The 17577-nt window shown below is 67.0% G+C and carries 19 protein-coding genes; 12 read left to right on the forward strand and 7 right to left on the reverse strand.

The window, feature by feature from the left end; translation table 11 throughout:
• The first annotated feature begins 393 nt into the window (after positions 1-393).
• The gene (locus BRW65_RS24805; protein WP_073879160.1) at positions 394-717 is read left to right on the forward strand and encodes a putative quinol monooxygenase; all 324 of its coding nucleotides are present in this window, start codon (positions 394-396) and stop codon (positions 715-717) included.
• On the opposite strand, the gene BRW65_RS24810 is transcribed toward BRW65_RS24805, so the two are convergent.
• Positions 714-1406 (reverse strand): guanylate cyclase, encoded by a 693-nt coding sequence (locus BRW65_RS24810; protein WP_073879161.1) that lies wholly within the window; start codon positions 1404-1406, stop codon positions 714-716. The genes BRW65_RS24805 and BRW65_RS24810 overlap by 4 nt on opposite strands.
• Before the next feature lie 68 nt (positions 1407-1474).
• Here BRW65_RS24810 and BRW65_RS24815 point away from each other — a divergent pair, with 68 nt between their 5' ends.
• Positions 1475-1684, forward strand: a complete 210-nt coding sequence (locus BRW65_RS24815) for a hypothetical protein (protein ID WP_073879262.1) — start codon at positions 1475-1477, stop codon at positions 1682-1684.
• Here the strand turns inward: BRW65_RS24815 and BRW65_RS24820 are convergent.
• Positions 1636-2460, reverse strand: a complete 825-nt coding sequence (locus BRW65_RS24820; protein WP_073879162.1) for an adenylate/guanylate cyclase domain-containing protein — start codon at positions 2458-2460, stop codon at positions 1636-1638. The genes BRW65_RS24815 and BRW65_RS24820 overlap by 49 nt on opposite strands.
• A gap of 123 nt (positions 2461-2583) precedes the next feature.
• Between BRW65_RS24820 and BRW65_RS24825 the strand changes: the two genes are divergently transcribed.
• Both BRW65_RS24825 and gnd read left to right on the forward strand, forming a co-directional pair.
• Positions 2584-3990 (forward strand): glucose-6-phosphate dehydrogenase, encoded by a 1407-nt coding sequence (locus tag BRW65_RS24825; protein ID WP_073879163.1) that lies wholly within the window; start codon positions 2584-2586, stop codon positions 3988-3990.
• Between the two features lie 15 nt (positions 3991-4005).
• Entirely contained in the window at positions 4006-5028 is a 1023-nt protein-coding gene (gene gnd, locus BRW65_RS24830) for a phosphogluconate dehydrogenase (NAD(+)-dependent, decarboxylating) (protein WP_073879164.1), read from the forward strand.
• Positions 5029-5380: 352 nt separating this feature from the next.
• Here gnd and BRW65_RS24840 read toward each other — a convergent pair whose 3' ends face one another.
• On the reverse strand, positions 5381-6244 hold the full coding sequence (locus BRW65_RS24840; protein WP_073879167.1) for an alpha/beta fold hydrolase: 864 nt from the start codon (positions 6242-6244) through the stop codon (positions 5381-5383).
• A 121-nt stretch (positions 6245-6365) separates the two neighbouring features.
• On the opposite strand from BRW65_RS24840, the gene BRW65_RS24845 reads away from it, so the two are divergent.
• The 3 genes from BRW65_RS24845 to BRW65_RS24855 all read left to right on the forward strand — a co-directional run bounded on the left by BRW65_RS24845 (position 6366) and on the right by BRW65_RS24855 (position 9098).
• Complete coding sequence (locus BRW65_RS24845; protein ID WP_073879169.1) at positions 6366-6839, forward strand: VOC family protein; 474 nt, start codon at positions 6366-6368, stop codon at positions 6837-6839.
• Positions 6840-6950: 111 nt separating this feature from the next.
• A complete protein-coding gene (locus BRW65_RS24850; protein WP_073879264.1) occupies positions 6951-7856 on the forward strand; it encodes an alpha/beta fold hydrolase in 906 nt (301 codons plus the stop codon).
• Positions 7857-9098, forward strand: coding sequence for a WS/DGAT domain-containing protein (locus BRW65_RS24855; protein WP_073879171.1), 1242 nt, complete (start codon positions 7857-7859; stop codon positions 9096-9098).
• On the opposite strand, the gene BRW65_RS24860 is transcribed toward BRW65_RS24855, so the two are convergent.
• On the reverse strand, positions 9099-9713 hold the full coding sequence (locus BRW65_RS24860) for a winged helix DNA-binding protein (protein WP_073879173.1): 615 nt from the start codon (positions 9711-9713) through the stop codon (positions 9099-9101). It abuts the gene before it with no gap.
• Positions 9710-11293, reverse strand: a complete 1584-nt coding sequence (locus tag BRW65_RS24865) for a pyruvate, phosphate dikinase (RefSeq protein ID WP_244168200.1) — start codon at positions 11291-11293, stop codon at positions 9710-9712. Before BRW65_RS24865 ends, BRW65_RS24860 begins: the two co-directional genes overlap by 4 nt.
• A 179-nt stretch (positions 11294-11472) precedes the next feature.
• Here BRW65_RS24865 and BRW65_RS24870 point away from each other — a divergent pair, with 179 nt between their 5' ends.
• Positions 11473-11982, forward strand: coding sequence for a DoxX family protein (locus tag BRW65_RS24870; protein ID WP_073879175.1), 510 nt, complete (start codon positions 11473-11475; stop codon positions 11980-11982).
• A 100-nt stretch (positions 11983-12082) separates the two neighbouring features.
• A complete protein-coding gene (locus BRW65_RS31460) occupies positions 12083-12601 on the forward strand; it encodes a hypothetical protein (RefSeq protein WP_139273231.1) in 519 nt (172 codons plus the stop codon).
• Here the strand turns inward: BRW65_RS31460 and BRW65_RS24875 are convergent.
• Positions 12522-13196, reverse strand: a complete 675-nt coding sequence (locus BRW65_RS24875) for a hypothetical protein (protein ID WP_244168201.1) — start codon at positions 13194-13196, stop codon at positions 12522-12524. The two genes, BRW65_RS31460 and BRW65_RS24875, sit on opposite strands and share 80 nt — an antisense overlap.
• Positions 13197-13535: 339 nt before the next feature.
• Between BRW65_RS24875 and BRW65_RS24880 the strand changes: the two genes are divergently transcribed.
• From BRW65_RS24880 to BRW65_RS24890, 3 genes are read left to right on the forward strand one after another with little or no spacing between them, the layout of a single operon-like run.
• On the forward strand, positions 13536-14165 hold the full coding sequence (locus BRW65_RS24880) for a TetR/AcrR family transcriptional regulator (protein ID WP_073879177.1): 630 nt from the start codon (positions 13536-13538) through the stop codon (positions 14163-14165).
• Complete coding sequence (locus BRW65_RS24885; RefSeq protein WP_073879179.1) at positions 14162-15406, forward strand: glycosyltransferase; 1245 nt, start codon at positions 14162-14164, stop codon at positions 15404-15406. Before BRW65_RS24880 ends, BRW65_RS24885 begins: the two co-directional genes overlap by 4 nt.
• A gap of 11 nt (positions 15407-15417) precedes the next feature.
• Positions 15418-15684, forward strand: coding sequence for a F0F1 ATP synthase subunit C (locus BRW65_RS24890; RefSeq protein WP_073879181.1), 267 nt, complete (start codon positions 15418-15420; stop codon positions 15682-15684).
• Positions 15685-16193: 509 nt separating this feature from the next.
• Here BRW65_RS24890 and BRW65_RS24895 read toward each other — a convergent pair.
• Entirely contained in the window at positions 16194-17558 is a 1365-nt protein-coding gene (locus tag BRW65_RS24895) for a flavin monoamine oxidase family protein (RefSeq protein WP_073879191.1), read from the reverse strand.
• Positions 17559-17577: the final 19 nt, after the last annotated feature.

A 17577-nucleotide genomic window follows, 5' to 3' on the forward strand; every position in this document is an offset into this window, starting at 1 on the left:
GTATTGGTCGACGCGGCCCTCCCAGCTCCGCCGCCGGCCCCGCCGGCGCCGGAATCGGCCCCGCCCGGCGATCCCGGAATTGCGAATCCTTAACGAATTGAATTCGTGGAGGATTCGATTCGACGCACAGATTATTTCCGTGGTACATATGTCCGCGCCCTACCAGAGTGAAATAGGCCCGAACTCGTGGAGTTTGTGACCTAGGCCACTTGACGGGCGGGGTCGAGCTGCCCAGGATTTGTGGAAAACGAAGTGAAGTGTGCCCCGCCTGTCGATTAAGAGGGCCGGGGCACACTTTGCTGGCAGTCCCGTGACACGGGCGGATATGCTGGCGCTGCCCGCCCCGTATCGGGCGGGCGTAGTTTCTCCCCGCGAGTAAGGCGGATACCGGCCGTGATCTTCATCGTCGTCAAGTTCGAGACCAAGCCCGAGTGGACGGATCGCTGGACTGATCTGGTCGCCTCGTTCACCGCGGCCACCCGCGCCGAGGACGGCAACCTATGGTTCGAGTGGTCGCGCAGCCTGGACAACCCAGCGGAGTACGTGTTGGTGGAGGCGTTCCGTGACGACGCGGCGGGCGCTGTCCACGTCAATAGCGATCACTTCAAACGGGCGATGCAAGAGCTCCCGAAGGCCCTCACGTCCACCCCGAAGATCATCAACCAGACGATCGATGCGACGGGATGGTCGGAACTGGGCGAGATGTCAGTCGGCTAGCCGGCTTCGCCTACCGTCACGGTGATTTCGCCGCCCAGTTGGTAGCCCGGCGCCAGCGGAAGCGTGTCACCGCTCCAGAACTTGCCGGGGTCGAACCAGTTCGCGTCCTTGTCGGTGTTGAGCAATCCCATTTCCTCGTAGGTGATCGCCACCGTCTCCGCGCAATAGGCCGTGGAAAGGCTCATCTTGCGATCCTCCCGCCGACGCCGGGTCTGCTCGCGAACCTTGCTGTCCACCACCGGGATTCCGCGCACCCAGTCGTTGATGGTCGGGAGCCGGCCGCGAAACCAGCGACCGGTCAGCCGCGCGGTGGTGGGAAACGCGGTGCCGTCCATGCGCGCAATCACCCGCAGCAGCTTGTTCTCCTGGTCGCGGGTCGGGTTGGGCGTGAGCTGGCGCAGCCAACATCGCTGCTGATACCGCTGCGTCCACTGCAGGACGGCCTGGCGCAGATCGTTGAGCTGCACGCCCCGGTGGTTGGTGCCGGTCCACATGTCGACGAGCTTGTCGCCCAACTCGGCGTGCCAGATCAGCGGCGGCAGGTCGTCGATGGCCACCGTCATGCCCACGTGATTCACCGGTGCGTTCGTCAGCGTCTGAATCGCGCGGTCGGGCCGCGAGCGGCCGCGAAACAACCAAAGATCGCCGGTGCGAGTCTCGTTCAGGGCCTGATCGAGGGTCAGCGTCATGAGCGTGTCGATGCCTGTGTCCGGTTGCAAGGGCACACAAGTTAATCACAGCCGAATACGCTGTGTTCATGCGCAGAGTGTGGAAGTGGGTTGGGCTGGCCGGAGTCGCCGGTGTCGTCGCCGGGGGCGCGCTGGTGGCGCGCGACCAACGCAAACGACGCGCCTACACCGCGGACGAAGTCCGGTCGCGGCTACATCAACGGCTGGCCGAGTACGACGCGGAGGGCTTTCAGTCCAGGTCGGGATCGGCCGGGGCCTCGACGGCGAACAACGAATAGGTTCCCGAGAAGCCTTTCAGCTCGACCTCGCGGCCCTTGTCGAAGCGGATATCGTCGCAGTCGGAAAGGGCGTCCCGCACAGGCTGACTCACCAAGATCTCGCCGCCGGCGGCCTGAGCCGCCACCCGCGCCGCCATCGCGACGTTGCGGCCGAACAGATCATCGCCCCGGCGCACCGACCGGCCCATGTGGATACCGATCCGAACGCGAATCTCCTCGTGCCGCTTACGTTTTGCGTCCCTGCGCAGCGCGCGTTGCAGGTCGATGCCGCACCGCACCGCCTGGTCGGCGCGGGAGAAGGCGATCATGAAGCCGTCGCCCTGACTCTTTACCACGTGACCGGACCGCCGGCGAACCAGGTCTGACACCAGCTTGTCATGTGCGCCAATAAGTTTGACCCAGGCGCGGTCACCGATCCGCTCGTTGAGCGCGGTCGATTCCTCGATGTCGGAGAACAGGATCACCACCCGGCCGTCCGGGGTGACCTTCGCCAGGTCAGGTCGTTCCACCTCCGCCCAATCGGCGAGCTCCTCGATCGAGCCGCGCACCGCGGCCCCGAAGCCTTCTTTTCGGACCACGTTGGCGGTGTTCCAGACGGTCTTGAGGGCCTCGCGCCCTCCCGAGAGGAGCCAGCTGCGCGTGTCGGTCCGCTGCCGCAATTCGTCGATCTCCTGCCGGCTGCGCACCAGCAACCGCGAAAGCACGGCGAGCGCCACGGCTTCGATCACGGCGACACCGGCCAAGACGTACACCGTGATATGCAGCGCATCACCCACGCAAGCATCCTGCCAAGGCCGCGATGGCTTGCGGTTGTCGGGCCTGTGTGCGGTGTCTAGTGTTAGGTCCGACCGCCGCGGGTAGTGAGTCTTCAAAGAGCCAACGACTTCGGAGGTGCGGGCTTGGCTGTCGGCGGGGACAACTTCTCGAACAAGCTGGTGATCTTTGGCATCACCGGCGATCTGGCGCGCAAGATGACCTACCGCGCCTTGTACCGCCTCGAGGCGCGCAAATTGCTCGACGTCCCGATCATCGGCGTGGCCAGTGACGACATGCCGCTCGAGAAGCTCGTCGAGCGCGCCCGCGAGGCCATCAAGGCCTCCGGCGGGGAGGTCGACGACGCCGTCTTCGACCGGCTCGCCGGCCGGCTGTCCTATCTGCACGGCGACGTCACCGACGCAGAGCTGTACGGCCGGCTCGCCAAGGAGATCGGCGAAGACTGCCGGCCGCTGTACTACCTGGAAATGCCGCCGTCGCTGTTCGCCCCGATCGTCGAGAACCTCGCCAAGGCCGACCTGCTGGAGTGCAGTCGGGTCGCGGTGGAGAAGCCGTTCGGCCATGACCTGGCCTCGGCGCGCGACCTGAACGCCCGGCTGCGTGCGGTGCTCGACGAAGACCAGATCCTGCGGGTGGACCACTTCCTGGGCAAGCAGCCTGTTGAAGAGCTGCAATACCTGCGCTTCGCGAACAACGCCCTGGCCAAGCTGTGGGACCGCGACAGCATCTCCGAAATCCACATCACCATGGCCGAGGATTTCGGCATCGAGGACCGCGGCAAGTTCTACGACGCGGTGGGCACCCTGCGCGACGTCGTGCAAAACCATCTGCTGCAGGTGCTCGCGTTGGTTGCGATGGAGCCCCCGGTCGGTCCCAGCGCCGACGACCTGAACGACAAGAAGGCCGAGGTGTTCCGGGCGATGCCGGCGCTGAATCCCGAGCGGTGCGTGCGCGGCCAGTACCGCGGCTACACCGACGTCGACGGGGTCGCGAAGGATTCGCAAACCGAGACCTACATCGCGTTGCAGACTGAGATCGACAACTGGCGCTGGGCCGGTGTGCCGATCTTCCTGCGCGCCGGAAAGGCGCTGCCGGAGAGGGTGACCGAGGTGCGGATGTTCCTGCACCACGTTCCCGGATTTTCGTTTCTGCCGAACCGCCGGCCACCCGAGCCCAACCAGATCGTGCTGCGCATCGATCCCGATCCCGGGATGCGGTTGCAGTTGTCGGCCCAACTCGGCGAGGGATGGCACGACGTGCACCTGGACTCGTCGTTCGCCGAGGACCTCGGGGAAGCCGTGCGGCCCTACGAACGGCTCCTGTACGCCGCGCTCACCGGGGACCGGCAGCTGTTCGCCCGGGAAGACGCCATCGAGGAGACGTGGCGGATCGTGCAGCCCGTGCTGGACAGGCCGAGCCGCATCCACCACTACGACCAGGGGTCGTGGGGGCCCCAGGCCGCGCAGTCGCTGCTCCACGGTCATCGCAGCTGGCAAGAGCCGTGGCTGCCCAAGCGCACGTCGTCACAGTAAGGAGAACCGGAAGAGATGCAGCTCGGGATGATCGGACTCGGCCGGATGGGCGCCAACATCGTCCGCCGCGTCGCCAAGGACGGACACGAATGCGTCGTCTACGACCACAACCCTGACGCGGTCAAGGCGATGGCGGGGGAGGAGCGGACCACCGGTGTGTCGTCGCTGCGGGAGCTCGCCGAGAAGCTGACCGCGCCGCGGGTGGTCTGGGTGATGGTGCCGGCCGGGACCATCACGACGGGCGTCATCGAGGAGCTGGCCAAGACGCTGGACTCCGGAGACATCGTCATCGACGGCGGCAACTCGTACTACCGCGACGACATCAGCCACGCAAAGACCCTGTCGGAGAAGGGAATTCACCTGCTCGACTGCGGCACCAGCGGTGGTGTGTGGGGCCGGGAGCGTGGCTATTGCCTGATGATCGGCGGCGACGACGACGCTTTCCTGCACGCCGAGCCCATCTTCGCCAGCGTCGCTCCCGGGGTGGACGCGGCGCCGCGTACGCCGGGCCGGGACGGCGAGGTCGCCCGATCGGAAAAGGGCTACCTGCACTGCGGGCCGTCCGGCGCCGGGCACTTCGTCAAGATGGTGCACAACGGCATCGAGTACGGCATGATGGCGTCGCTGGCCGAGGGGCTCAACATCCTGCGCAACGCCGACGTCGGCAAGCACGTGCAGGAGGGTGACGCCGAAACCGCGCCGCTGTCGAATCCTGAGTTCTACCAATACGACTTCGACATCCCCGAGGTCGCCGAGGTGTGGCGCAGGGGCAGCGTGATCGGTTCCTGGCTGCTCGACCTGACGGCGATCGCGCTGCACGATTCGCCCGACCTCAAGGAGTTCTCCGGGCGGGTGTCCGACTCCGGGGAGGGTCGGTGGACCGCCATCGCGGCGATCGACGAGGGGGTCCCTTCGCCGGTGTTGACGACCGCGCTGCAGTCCCGCTTCGCCTCGCGGTCACTCGATGACTTCGCCAACAAGGCGTTGTCGGCGATGCGCAAGCAATTCGGGGGGCATGCCGAGAAGCCGGCCAACTAGCGTCGCGAGTCATTAATCCGCTTGCAGTTGCAGTGAATCCGTTCGCCGACCGTGGGGGATCTGCACCAAAATTCGCTGAAATCCGTGTATAACCGCCACACTCGGTGCGCATCGGAGGTCGAGTCGGCCGTCCTCTGCTGGCGGTAAACCTACGACTCACGACACTAGGGTCGGGTCGCCACCGTCGGGCCGTGGCGATCGCGAGGGCGGCGGAGCCGGGCGATGCGGGTCGCCACCATCGGGCCGTGGCGATCGCGAGGGCGGCGTAGCCGGGCGATGCGGGTCGCCACCGTCGGGCCGTGGCGATCGCGAGGGCGGCGTAGCCGGGCGATGCGGGTCGCCACCGTCGGGCTCAGTGGCGCTTGACGAACTTGACCACCGCGTCGCTGAACGCGTCGTTGTCGTCACCGGCCGCGGTGTGCCCGGCTTTGGGCAGCTCGACGAATTCCGCCCGGGGCACCGTGGCCAGAAAGTGCCGAACGCCCTCGGGGCTCACGACGTCGGACAGCTTCCCGCGAATCAGCAGAACCGGAATCGACAGGCTCTTCGCGGCCTGCTCGAACTTCTCCGTGCGCAACTCGGGATCGTCGCCCGGCTTGGTCATGAATGCCGGATCCCAGTGCCAGTACCAGCGGCCGTCGCGGAGGCGCAGGTTCTTCTTCAACCCCTCGGGGCTGCGCGGCTTGTCTCGATACGGCAGGTAGGCGGCGACAGCGTCGGCGGCCTCCTCCAGCGAGTCGAAACCGTCGAGGCCGCTGATCATGAAATCGCGGATGCGGGCGCTGCCGCCCTTCTCGAATCGCGGCACCACGTCGACGAGGACCAGTCGCGTCACCTGCGCCGGTCCGGCCCGATGGGCGGCGAGGATGCCGGTCAGCCCGCCCATGCTCGCCCCGATGATCATCACCGGCCTGCCGATCGCCTCGATCACCCGCAGGACGTCGGCGGTCAGGGTGTCGACGTCGTAGTCGGCGTCGGGCGCGCGATCGCTGTCACCGTGTCCGCGGGTGTCAAGCGCCACGACGTGCAGGCCCTCGTCCGCCAGGATTTGACCGGTGTTTTTCCACGAATGCCGGTTCTGCCCGCCGCCGTGCAGCATCAGCACGCTGGGCCGGCCGGCGCCGCCCGTCCCGTGATTCCATTCGTCGGCGACCAGGGTGATCCCGCCGACACCGGAAAACTCGACCGTCTCGGGGGTGCTGCTGACGGTGCTCATGTGACCTGACGTTACATAGCGCGTATATGCACCGTTCGCCGGGGCGACGACGCGATGAGTTTTCGCCCCGGCCGGGGTCTATCAGGACGACACCCACGAGCCAGCAAGGAGGACGTTGCCCATGCCATCGATCACCCCGTCGTTGTGGTTCGACCACGACTTGGAGGAGGCAGCCAGGTTCTACACCTCGGTCTTCCCGAACTCCCACATCGAGGGCTTCAACCGAACCACCGAGGCCGGACCCGGCGAACCGGGCACCGTCCTGTCCGGCAGCTTCGTGCTGGACGGCACCCGGTTCATCGGCATCAACGGCGGCCCGCACTTCCAGTTCAGCGAGGCCGTGTCCTTCACGATCCACTGCAAGGATCAGGACGAGGTCGACTACTACTGGCAACGGCTGACCGACGGCGGCGAGGAATCGCAATGCGGCTGGTGCAAAGACCGCTTCGGCCTGAGCTGGCAGATCGTCCCGGACCGGCTATATGAGTTGATCGGTGATCCCGACCGGGCGCGCGCGGCGGCGGCCACGCAAGCGATGTACGGCATGCGCAAGATCATCATCGCCGATTTGGACCGAGCCGCCGCACAGGTATAGCGAAACTCCCTGTCACAGCTGCGATTTGACCGCTTGGGGCATGCGGTCGGTGCGTCGTGGACCCGCACGCGTTAGGTTGGTCCGTGCGGACGCGCCGAGCAGGGAGTGAACATGGGTGAACCGGGCTGGATCGACGTGCCGAGCCCTGCAGGGAACCTGAAGGCACTCACTTGGGGGCACCACGACGCCCCCCTCGCGGTGTGCCTGCACGGCTTCCCCGACACACCCTACGGATTTCGCAAAATCGCTCCCCGGCTCGTGGAGGCGGGCTGGCGGGTGGTGGCGCCGTTCATGCGCGGGTACGCGCCGTCCTCGATTCCGGCCGACGGCAGCTATCACGTCGGCGCGATGATGGACGACGCCCTGCGGGTCCGTTCGGCCGCGGGGGGCACCGACGCTGACGTGGTGATCGGCCACGACTGGGGCGCGATCGCCACCACCGGTCTGGCCGCCATGCCCGACAGCCCGTTCACCAAGGCGGTGATCATGTCCGTGCCACCCTCGGCGGCCTTCCGTCGACGGGCCGGCGCCGGCGAGCGCGCCCGGCTGATCGCACACCTGGCGCGGCAGTTGTTGCGCAGCTGGTACATCATGTACTTCCAATTACCTTGGCTGCCAGAGCGTTCCGAGTCGTGGGTGCTGCCCCTGCTGTGGCGTCGATGGTCGCCGGGATATCGCGCCGACGAGGATCTGCGCCACGTCGACGCGGCAATCGGGACGCCGGAGAGCTGGCGCGCGGCGCTTGGACCGTACCGCGCCACGATCCGCAACACCCGGCCACCCGCGCGGTATGCCGAGCTGAACGAGCTGTGGACCGAGGAGCCCGTGTGGCCGTGCCTGTACCTGCACGGCCGCGACGACGGCTGCATGACACCGGCTTTCGTCCCCTGGGCGGAGAAGGCGTTGCCGCCGGGCAGCGAGGTGGCCATCGTCGAACACGCGGGGCACTTCCTACAGCTCGAACAGCCGGACAAGGTCGCCGACCTGGTGCTCGGGTTCATCGGCGCAGCCGGCTAAATGGCCGCGCAGCGGATGGCCGCCGTCGATGCGCAGTTCTATTGGATGTCGGCCAAGATCCCCAGTGACGAGTTCCTGCTCTACGCGTTCGACGGCGAGCCCGCGGACTACCCGGCGGCGGTCGAGCAGCTCCGCAGGAGGGCAGGCGCCGAGCCGGCGCTGACGGTGCGGGTCCGAGACGGCAGTCCGCTGACCTACCCACGGTGGGTGCCGGCGGCCGTCACGCCCGACTGGGTGGTCCGCCATGACCTCGACGACCAGACGTGGGCCGGCTGCCTGGCGGCCGTCGTCGCCCTGGCCGGTGACCAACTGGACGTCCGCCGGATGCCCTGGCGGTTGCACGTCTTTACGCCGGTGCTGGGCCTCCCGGGCGTGGCCGGGTCCGGCTCCGTGGCGGTGTTGCAGGTCGCGCACGCGCTGGCCGACGGGGCGCGAGCAGCGGCCATGGCGGGCTGGCTGTTCGGCCGGCCGGATCCGCTGCCCCCACTGCAACGCCTGCGGGCCGGGTTCCTGCCCTGGCGGGCCGCCCAGGCGGCGTGGGCCCACCGCCGGCTGGTAACCGAGACCCGCGCCGGGCTGCTGTCCCCCCGGCCCGGTCCGCGGCCCCTGCTGCCGACGAACGCGCGCCCAGGCACGGTCCGCTCGGTGCGCACGCTGGTGCGGCACCGCAAGCAGTTGCGCGGCCCCACCGTCACCGTGGGCGCGCTGTCGGCGATCTCCACGGCGCTGTCCGACCTCGTGGGCCATGCCGCCGATACGCTGGGCGCCGAAGTTCCGATGGCCAAACCCGGTGTGGCGCACGCGCACAATCACTTCGGCAATGTCGTGGTGGGCCTGCACCCGAGGCTGGCGCTGCAGGCCCGCGCCGAACGGATCGCGACGGAGCTGGCCGATGGCCGGCGCCGCTTCGCGCATCCGGCGACCCGCTCCGCCGACCGGGCTTTCGCCGCGGTTCCCGCGCCGCTATTACGTTGGGGCATAGCACAATTCGACCCTGACATCCGTCCGACGCAGGTGTCCGGCAACACCGTCGTGTCCAGCGTCAACCGCGGGGCGGCCGACTTGACCTTCGGCGGCGCCCGGGTGGTGTTGACGGCGGGCTACCCGGCGCTGTCACCGGCGATGGGGCTGACGCACGGGGTGCACGGCATCGGCGACACCATCGCGATCAGCGTGCACGCGGCCGAGACGGCCGTTCCCGACATCGACGCGTATCTGGAGTTGCTCGACGCGGCGCTGTAGCTACTGCGCGTCGCCGGATCGGGCCGCTTCCTCGCGCGTCAGGCCGACGGCGGAAATCAGCTCCTCGTGCAGCTCGAACCACACGGTGTGGTAGGAGTCGATGAGCGGCCTGGTCAGCCAAGCGGTGTCCCCGTCACGCACTTTATTCAGTGCCGCAATCAATTTCGACGCGTAAGAGTTCAATCGTGGCAGCTGTGCGCCGACTGAGTCGATGATCGGTAGCACGCGCGCGTGCACGTCATCGAGCCGCGCCAGCACCGCGGCATCGTACGCCGCGTCGTCGTGGGCGTTGGGAGTGCCGCGGGGGCCGCCCTTGAGCTGCCAATCGGTCAGCAGGGCTTTGAAGTCGGCGTTGACGGACCGAAAGTCGTCATAGGCGGCCGCGATCGCCGCACGGTCGACGCCCCTGCGCTCCTCGTCGAGCAGCGCCGCGAGCCTGTCGCGCCCTCCGGGCGTGATTCGCACCGTCGCACCGTCGGCGAGCAGGCCCGCCGCGGTCAGCCGTTCGACGATCGTCGTGACGTCGGCAAGGTCGGTGTCCAAGGTGGCGGCCAGGTCGGCGGGACGCACTCGCCCTTTCAGCCGAACCGCCTGCAGCACTGCCAATTCGCTCATGAGTCGGCCAGGCGCAGCGCGGTCAGCATGACGACCAGCGGGGTGGCCGAGACGACGTCGGTATGCCCGGTCTTCAGCGCCGCGGCCACCGCGGCCTCGGTGTTGTCATCCAGCCGCACGTGCTCGCCAGCGGTGTGGGCGCGCAGCGGGCTGATCCGACGAGCGATGTCGGCGAGCTCGCGCAATTCGGGTGTGTCGTTCTCCGACCACGCGGACAGGCTTAGGTTACCCTCGCGCACTTCGCCTTTCGCGCCGTCGACGGTGATCGATCTACCGGCCAACGCGGCGGCCACCCCGGGGCCGCAACCCACCACCGCCACCCGCCCGAGTTCCCGGCTGACCACCGCCGCGTGGCTGGCGGCGCCGCCGATCTCGGTGACGATACCCTGCGCGGCCAGCATGCCCGAAACGTCTTCGGGCCTGGTGTGGTCGCGCACCAGGATCACCGACTCGCCACGTTCGGCGGCATCGAGCGCCGCGTCGACGTCGGTATAGGCCTTGCCCGACGCCACGCCCGGGCAGGCCGGCAACCCCCTGGCCAAAACCTTGGCCGCCAAGCGCGTTTCCGGTTGCAGCGCCGGCATCAGCAGGGTCTGCACGTGCGTCGGCGTCACGCGCCGCAGCGTCTCGGCGTCGTCGATCAGCCCCTCGTGCCGCAGTTGTAGCGCTAGGCGCACTGCGGCCTGCGCCGAACGTTCCGCGGCCCGAGTTTGGAGCAGCCACAGCTTGCCGTCTTCGACGGTGAATTCGATCTCCTGGATGTCGGACTCGAGCCGCTCCAATCTTCGTGCGGAGTCCATCAACTCGTCGTAGACAGCCGGCTGCTCGTCGCGAAGGGCGCTGACTGGTCCGACCTCGACCGATCCGGACACCACATCATCGCCCTGGCCTCCGGGTAGCCATTCGCCCAACGGCTCGTTGTCCCCGGTGATCGGGTTGCGTGAAATCAGCACTCCCGAACCTGAATTGGGGCCGTGATTGCCGAATACCATCGCTTGCACGACGACGGCCGTGCCGCTCTGGTCGTCGATACCGGAATGGGCGCGGTAGGCGACCGCGCGGGGTGAGTTCCACGAGGCGAACACCGCCTCGATTCCTGCGCGCAGCTGCGCGTAGGGGTCGGCGGGCACCGACTCGTGCTCGGCTACGCCGACGATGCGCCGATACATCCGGTCGAACCGCCGGCGGGTGTCGCGGGCGAACGCCGGGGAGCCGGCGGCTAGCGCCTGCTCGGCCTGATCGTTGATGCCGAGGTCAAGGATGGTGTCCATCATGCCCGGCATCGACTGGGTGGCCCCGGAGCGCACGCTGACCAGCAGGGGATGCGGGGCCCGCCCGAACTTGCGTGAGGTCTGCGCTTCCAGCCAACTCATCCGGTCGAGCACGTCGTCCCAAATGGCGTCCATCGCGGCCCGGGGGTCGGCGAGGTACCGCAGGCCCACCTCCGTGGTGATGCAAAAGGCGGGCGGCACCGGCAGACCATGCCGGCGCATCACCTCGATGCCGTGGCCCTTGTTGCCCAACAGCTCCCGCGGGTGACTCGCTGTGCCGTCCAGCAACACCACGGATTGCCCGTCCAAAGCGGTCCCAGACGCGTCACGGCGGGCACCGCGTGCGATACGAGCCGTGGTGCACCCCCTGGTGATCAGCTGTCGAGAGGCCAACGTGGGAACGTCCGCAATGTTCCCACATGGGTCGACGGAGTTAGCTGCTCGGCGGTCCTGTCATCCGATCCGCCCCATGATCTAGGTTTGCAGGTATGACTCCCTACGATGTCGGGTTACTCATCCTACGGCTGGTACTGGGCGTGACGTTGGCCGCGCACGGTTACAACAAGTTCTTCGGTGGTGGCCGAATCCCGGGCACCGCGCGGTGGTTCGAGAGCATCGGCATGAAGCCGGGCAAGTTCCACGCCACCGTGGCGGCCACGACGGAGATGGCCGCCGGGCTGGGCCTGGCCGCCGGGCTGCTGACACCGATCCCGGCGGCGGGCTTCGTGTCGTTGATGCTGGTGGCAGCGTGGACGGTGCACCGGGCCAACGGATTTTTCATCGTCAAGGAGGGCTGGGAATACAACCTGGTCCTGGCGGTCAGCGCCATCGCCGTGGCCACCCTGGGCGCCGGCAGGTTCAGCCTGGACTACGTCGTGTTCGGGCACAACTGGATGGACGGCTGGCGTGGCCTGCTCATCTCGTTGGTGCTCGGCCTCGCCGGTGCGATCGGTCAGCTGGTGATCTTCTACCGGCCGCCGGCGAAGCAGGCCGGTTAGCCAGGGGCCGTCCGCCGTTATCGCGGAGTCGGTGATGCGCCGCATAGGTCGGGCTGAGGCGGTTGTCCGTGCGCTGGGTGCCGTCGCAGCCTCGTCATCCGTGGCGATTTGTCTCCTCGCCGCGCCGGCACTTGCGCCGCCCGCGACGGCCGATCCTCGTGAATTCCCGGATTTGAGCGGGTACCACGCCGTCAACGGGGACGAGTACCGAACGTACGCGACCTACGGAATTCAAGGCGTGCAATTCGCCACCCCGGGCGGCTATCGGTGCCGCATGAGCACGAACTTCAAGGCGTCACGGCAAATGATGGATTGCTGGGGCGTGCTTCCCGGGACCACAAGAAATCATGTCGGGCTCGTCACGCAATCGAAACAGACGATGGCCGCTGCATTCTCCGACGTAGACCTGTCCACCATGGAGACATACGACTTCGGCCCCGCCGAGGGCCCCGCAGGAAACATCGACCCCAAGGACTACAAACCGTTGGCGCCACAGGACAAGCTGAGCTACGCCGGCTTCACCTGCGGAGTGGATCCTATCACGACAGCCTGCCAACAAGACGACCCATCCACCCGGCACGGATTCGTCCTCTCGTCGCTGGGTAGCTGGACCTTTTAGGCTGCGACTCAAGCTCACCACCGAACGCGGGGTAGCTGAGGCGGCGCGCGGTGCCGTTCAACGCCCGCAGGGGCGGGCAAGCAGTCGAGCGCTCGAGCTGATCAGGTTTGCTGAAAGCGTTTCTCGTCTTGACGACCGAGAGCACGGCGCACACCACGAGCACACCGGTGGCCGCGGCTTCGGCGATCAGAGCACGCGAGTTGAGCACCTCCCGGTCGGGGATCAGTGCTATGCCCAATTCGCGTTTGGCATCGCCGGCCAACATCGCCGGATACGCCAAACACAAGACAGCGCTGACGAATGCGACGACGGCGGATCCGCACGCGACGAGCCCGAGCAGCCGCACTCGGCTCGCTCCAAGCAGCGCACCGGCGGCGGCGATCGAGGCGATCACCACGACCCAGCCCGGCACGCCGCTGACCAGGCCGGCGAACAGCCCGCCGTAGTGTTGGCCATACTCGCCGATGTAGATGCCCAGGCCGTTCCAACGAATGGGCAAGCCCAATTTGCTCGTATCGACCCACGGCGAGAGGGTCAGTGCGGCTGACGCGATGGCCGCCACGACGGCCACTGCATCGATTGCCTTAACCCGCACTCGGCCTCTCCTCGGCTTGCCCGTCGGCCGAGGAACTCGGTCAACGCAATCCAAATGTACGGGGCTGCTGGGTTGACGACGATCCCCCGTCGTGCCCTGTTCGGGTCGCAGCGCCTCGTTGTCGACCAGTTGGCCGTGTGTGCCGATCTCGGCGTCGTTTGTTCGTGAATCCTGGCGGCGGCGTCCGCTTTCGCAGTCGAGTGTTTGCGAGTGTCGGCTTCGCGGCTTCCGCGAGCGGTGGCCCGGTCAGTGCCACCGCTCGGTGGCACGCAGTACAGGCCGAAGCACCGCCTAACGCGCGCGCTTTCGTCAACTGATCAACTGATCTAATATCAGAGTATGCGATCAGATCTGAAGAAGCCGCCGACCTTCACCCAGTCGGCGCGACGGGCGCAGATTGTGGCCGCCGCGATCGAGGTGATCGCCGAGATCGGATGGGCCCAGACCTCGATCCGCAAGATCGCCGATCGGGTCGGGGTCGCGATGAGTGCGGTGCTGTATCACTTCGGCACCAAGGACAATTTGGTCGAGGCGATCGTCGAGGAGATGTACCGCACGGCACTGTCGGTCGTCGTACCCGCCGTCGATGCGGAGTCAACCGCGGCCAACAAGCTGGCCGCCTACATCAGGAGCAGCGTCGGGTACTTCGACGTCCACCGTTCGCACCTGGCGGCCCTCACGCAGCTCGCTACGACCTACCAGCTGGCAGACGGGCGCCGTTTTGAGGAGCTCGGACTGACACCTGAACTGAAACAGGACCTGGCCGTCTTGGATCCGACGGCGATCCTGACTGCGGGGCGACAGGATCAGGAATTCGGCGATTTTCCGGTCGCGTCGACGGCAGTCGCCCTCCGCGGCTCGGTCTATGCCGCGGTGGAAAAGATTCTGAGCGAACCCGGCTTTGACGCTCGTGCTTACGGTGAGGACCTGGTCGCCATCTTCGGTCGTGTCGTGGCGGTGAACCGATGAGCCGGGTGGTCATCATCGCGGTTGGTAGCCGCGGCGATGTCGCTCCTCTAACCGGGGTGGGCGTGGCGCTGCAGCAGAGCGGACACGAGGTCGCCATAGCCGCCTACACGCCCTTCGGGAACATGATTTCCGGCTGCGGTTTGGGGTTTCGCAATCTCCCAGCTGATCTGCAGCTTGGCGCCGATGGCGCCGAGGTATCACCGGCGCAAGGCTTGGCAGCATTCGCCTCACCCAAGGGCATGCGCGCCCTGGGCAACGACATCCTCACTGCGCTCGCCGATGAACCCGCAGACATCCTGTTGCTCTCGCCGTTCGCCGAAATGGTCGGACACCCGCTGGCCGAAGCCAAAGCTATTCCCTCTCTTGGAGTCCGGTTGCAGCCGTTATCAGCGACAGCGCAGTGCCCGCCGTCGATTATGGGTGCCTGGTCGGTCGGGTCGTTCGGAAATCGTGCCGCCGCTAACGCAAGCACGTGGCTGCTCGACCGCGTTTACGGCGGCGTGGTCGCGGAATTCCGCCGCCAGCTCAGGCTGCCGCGCACGTCGGCCCGGCGTCTGCGCCGACAACGCACCGCTGCGCAATGGACTGTCCTGCATGGGTATTCTCCCTTGGTTGCGCCCCGCCCTACGGACTGGCGCCCAGGACTAGAGGTCACTGGGTACTGGTGGCCGGCGAGCAGCGGCGTCTGGGAGCCATCTGCTGTTCTCACCGATTTCTTGGCTGCCGGTCCGGCACCGGTGTTCGTCGGGTTCGGCAGCATAATGACCACCCCGGCGCGGGCGCAGCAGCTTTCCGAGACCATCCGCTGCGCCGCCCAACGGGCCGATGTTCGGGTCATCGTGCAAGCCGGCTGGACCAATCTGCATGTCGCCGATGACCACATGTTGACCATCGGCGAAGCCCCACACGACTGGCTATTTCCTCGGGTCGCAGCCGTGGCGCACCACTGCGGCGCGGGAACCACTGCGGCAGGTATTCGCACCGGAGTGCCCACCATCGCCTTACCCGGCTACGGTGACGGCCCGTTCTGGGCCCGGCGCATCACCGAACTCGGAATCTGCGCGGCGACTATCAACCAACGCAAACTCACCTCTGAACGCCTTGCCGAGGCCATGCGCGTCGCCGTCAACGATCACAACCTGCGAGATAACGCCCGCCATATCAGCGGTCTCATAGGCGCCGAAGACGGCGCTTCGCAAGTCGTTTCGTCCGTCAACTGCCTGATCCAACAAGCCGCTTAGAGGAGTAACCAATGGCCGCAGACCCCGAACTCGTCCACGCAGTCATCACCGCAGGAGCCCTCGCCGGTGGCGGCGTGATGATGGCCGGTGGCGCGATCGGCGCCGGCATCGGTGACGGCATGGCCGGCGCCCAACTAGTCGCCGGCGTGGCCCGCCAACCCGAGGCCCAACAACGCATGTTCGCGCCCTTCCTCATCACCGTGGGCCTCGTCGAAGCCGTCTTCTTCATCAACCTCGCCTTCATGGCGTTGTTTGTCTTCGCCACACCCGGCAAGTAATCCGTCGTTGGCAGGATCGCGGCCCTCCAGAGTGGAGTTATTCGCTGCGATCCGCCGAGACGCCCGCAGCGGCATGTCCGACCGCGAACTGCCGTGATCAAAGCGACACCAAGTGACGTCAACATTCGCCAACAGATGGCACCGGCCAATCATGGCGCTGACGCCAGAATCCACAAACAAACGACGTCACACATTCCGATCAACGCCAACCAGTCTGACGCGATCTCGCCCGCCGCCGAATCGGGCCGCAAATTAACGCCCTGCCTCGCGAGTGTTGCCGAAAGCGGTGGAGTAGTAGACCTTGTCTTCACTGTGTGCTCTCGCAGAGCGAGCCCTACTCCTGAAGAGCCCCAAGGCGTCTCCTTCACGACGGTGATGTCGGGCTGCCGGCAATTTCGACGTTACATCCAACTCGTTGTCCGAGCTAATCCCTGTCTGATTCCCGGCTGGCCGGCGAAGTTAGCTTGGTGCCGCTGAAAGGGAAGTGGCACATGCGTTTCCGCCAGGTCCTAGGCGACCGCGGCGGTCTCGGCTTCCCGGACCTCGGCGGCCGCACGCTCACCGGAGCGGATCGCGCCGTCGATCCAGCCGCACATGATGGCCGAGCTCTCGGTTCCGGCCCAGTGGATGCGGCCGCATGGCTCGCGCAGGGTATAGCCGAATTCGGTGAGCACGCCGGTCGGGGCGTGGCCGATCATGCCGCCGCCGGAGTAGCGCTCGATGGTCCAGTTCTGCTCGTGGTACTCGTGCGGCGTCCTCGCCTTCTCGCCGAACCTGTCGACCAACTCGCCGATGAGCGCCGCCCTCCGCTCGGCCTCGTTGAGCTTCGTCAGCCGCCGCGCCGCGGGCCCTTCGGTGATGACGCACATGACCCCGGGGTCGCCGGTGTCGGTGCACGCGTCGATCGTCAGGGTCGCCGGGGATCCCGGCGCGGCCGACTGACCGCACAGCCCGTCGGCGCGCCAGAACGGCTCGTCGTAGATGACCGACGTCTTGATGACCGCGCCGCTCGGCATGCGCTGGTGCAGCATCGCCCGGTCCACCGGCAGCATCGGGTCGTAGACGATCGAGGGCGCGATGGCCAGCGGTATCGCCACGATGACGCGCCGGGCGCGGACGGTCAGGTCGGCCGCTGTCACCGTCACGCCGTCGGCATCCTGGGCGATTTGGCGGACGGGTTGCGAAAGGTGCAGCGCTTCGCCCAATTCGGCCGCGATGGGACCGTAGATGGCGCCCATTCCGCCGACCGGGCGGGCGTCCTGGGAGCCGCCCTTGCCCGAGATCGCGAACGTCAATCCGCCCGCCGACGCCGTCTGCAACAGCCCCCACAGCAACGACGTCTCCGACGGCGCCGAGGTGTACAGGCCGGCAAAGGCCATGTCCAGCATCTCGCGGGCCTGCTTGGACATGGTGTTCTGTTCGATCCATTCCCCGATGCTGATGCGGTCCCACTCGTCAGCCTGCTTGGCGTCCCAGGGGGCTTCCCGCGGAAGCGTTTTGGACATCTTCTCGATCGACAACAAACCGACGCCGAGGTTCGCGACGGCCCACGGGCTCATCGTCCAGGGGACGGTGCCGCCGTAGCGGTGCTTCTTGCCGTCGACGATCATCATCGCGTCGCCGTCGTTGTGCTGCTTGTACTCGGGCACGCCGAACTCGTCCATCAGCGCATAGATCCGGTCCTGGCCCGGTCCGATCCACGCGCCGCCGCGGTCGATCCACGTGCCGTCGGCACGGTACTCGGTGAAGGTGCGGCCGCCGACCCTGTCGCGCGCCTCCAGCAAGGCCACCGAATGGCCGGCCTGTTTGAGCCGCAGGGCGGCCGCCAGGCCCGCAAATCCCGCTCCGACCACGCAGTAATCGACTTCAGACACGGCTGGCTCCTCGACCTAT

It is taken from the genome of Mycobacterium paraffinicum, from assembly GCF_001907675.1.
Classification (GTDB): Bacteria; Actinomycetota; Actinomycetes; order Mycobacteriales; family Mycobacteriaceae; genus Mycobacterium; species Mycobacterium paraffinicum_A.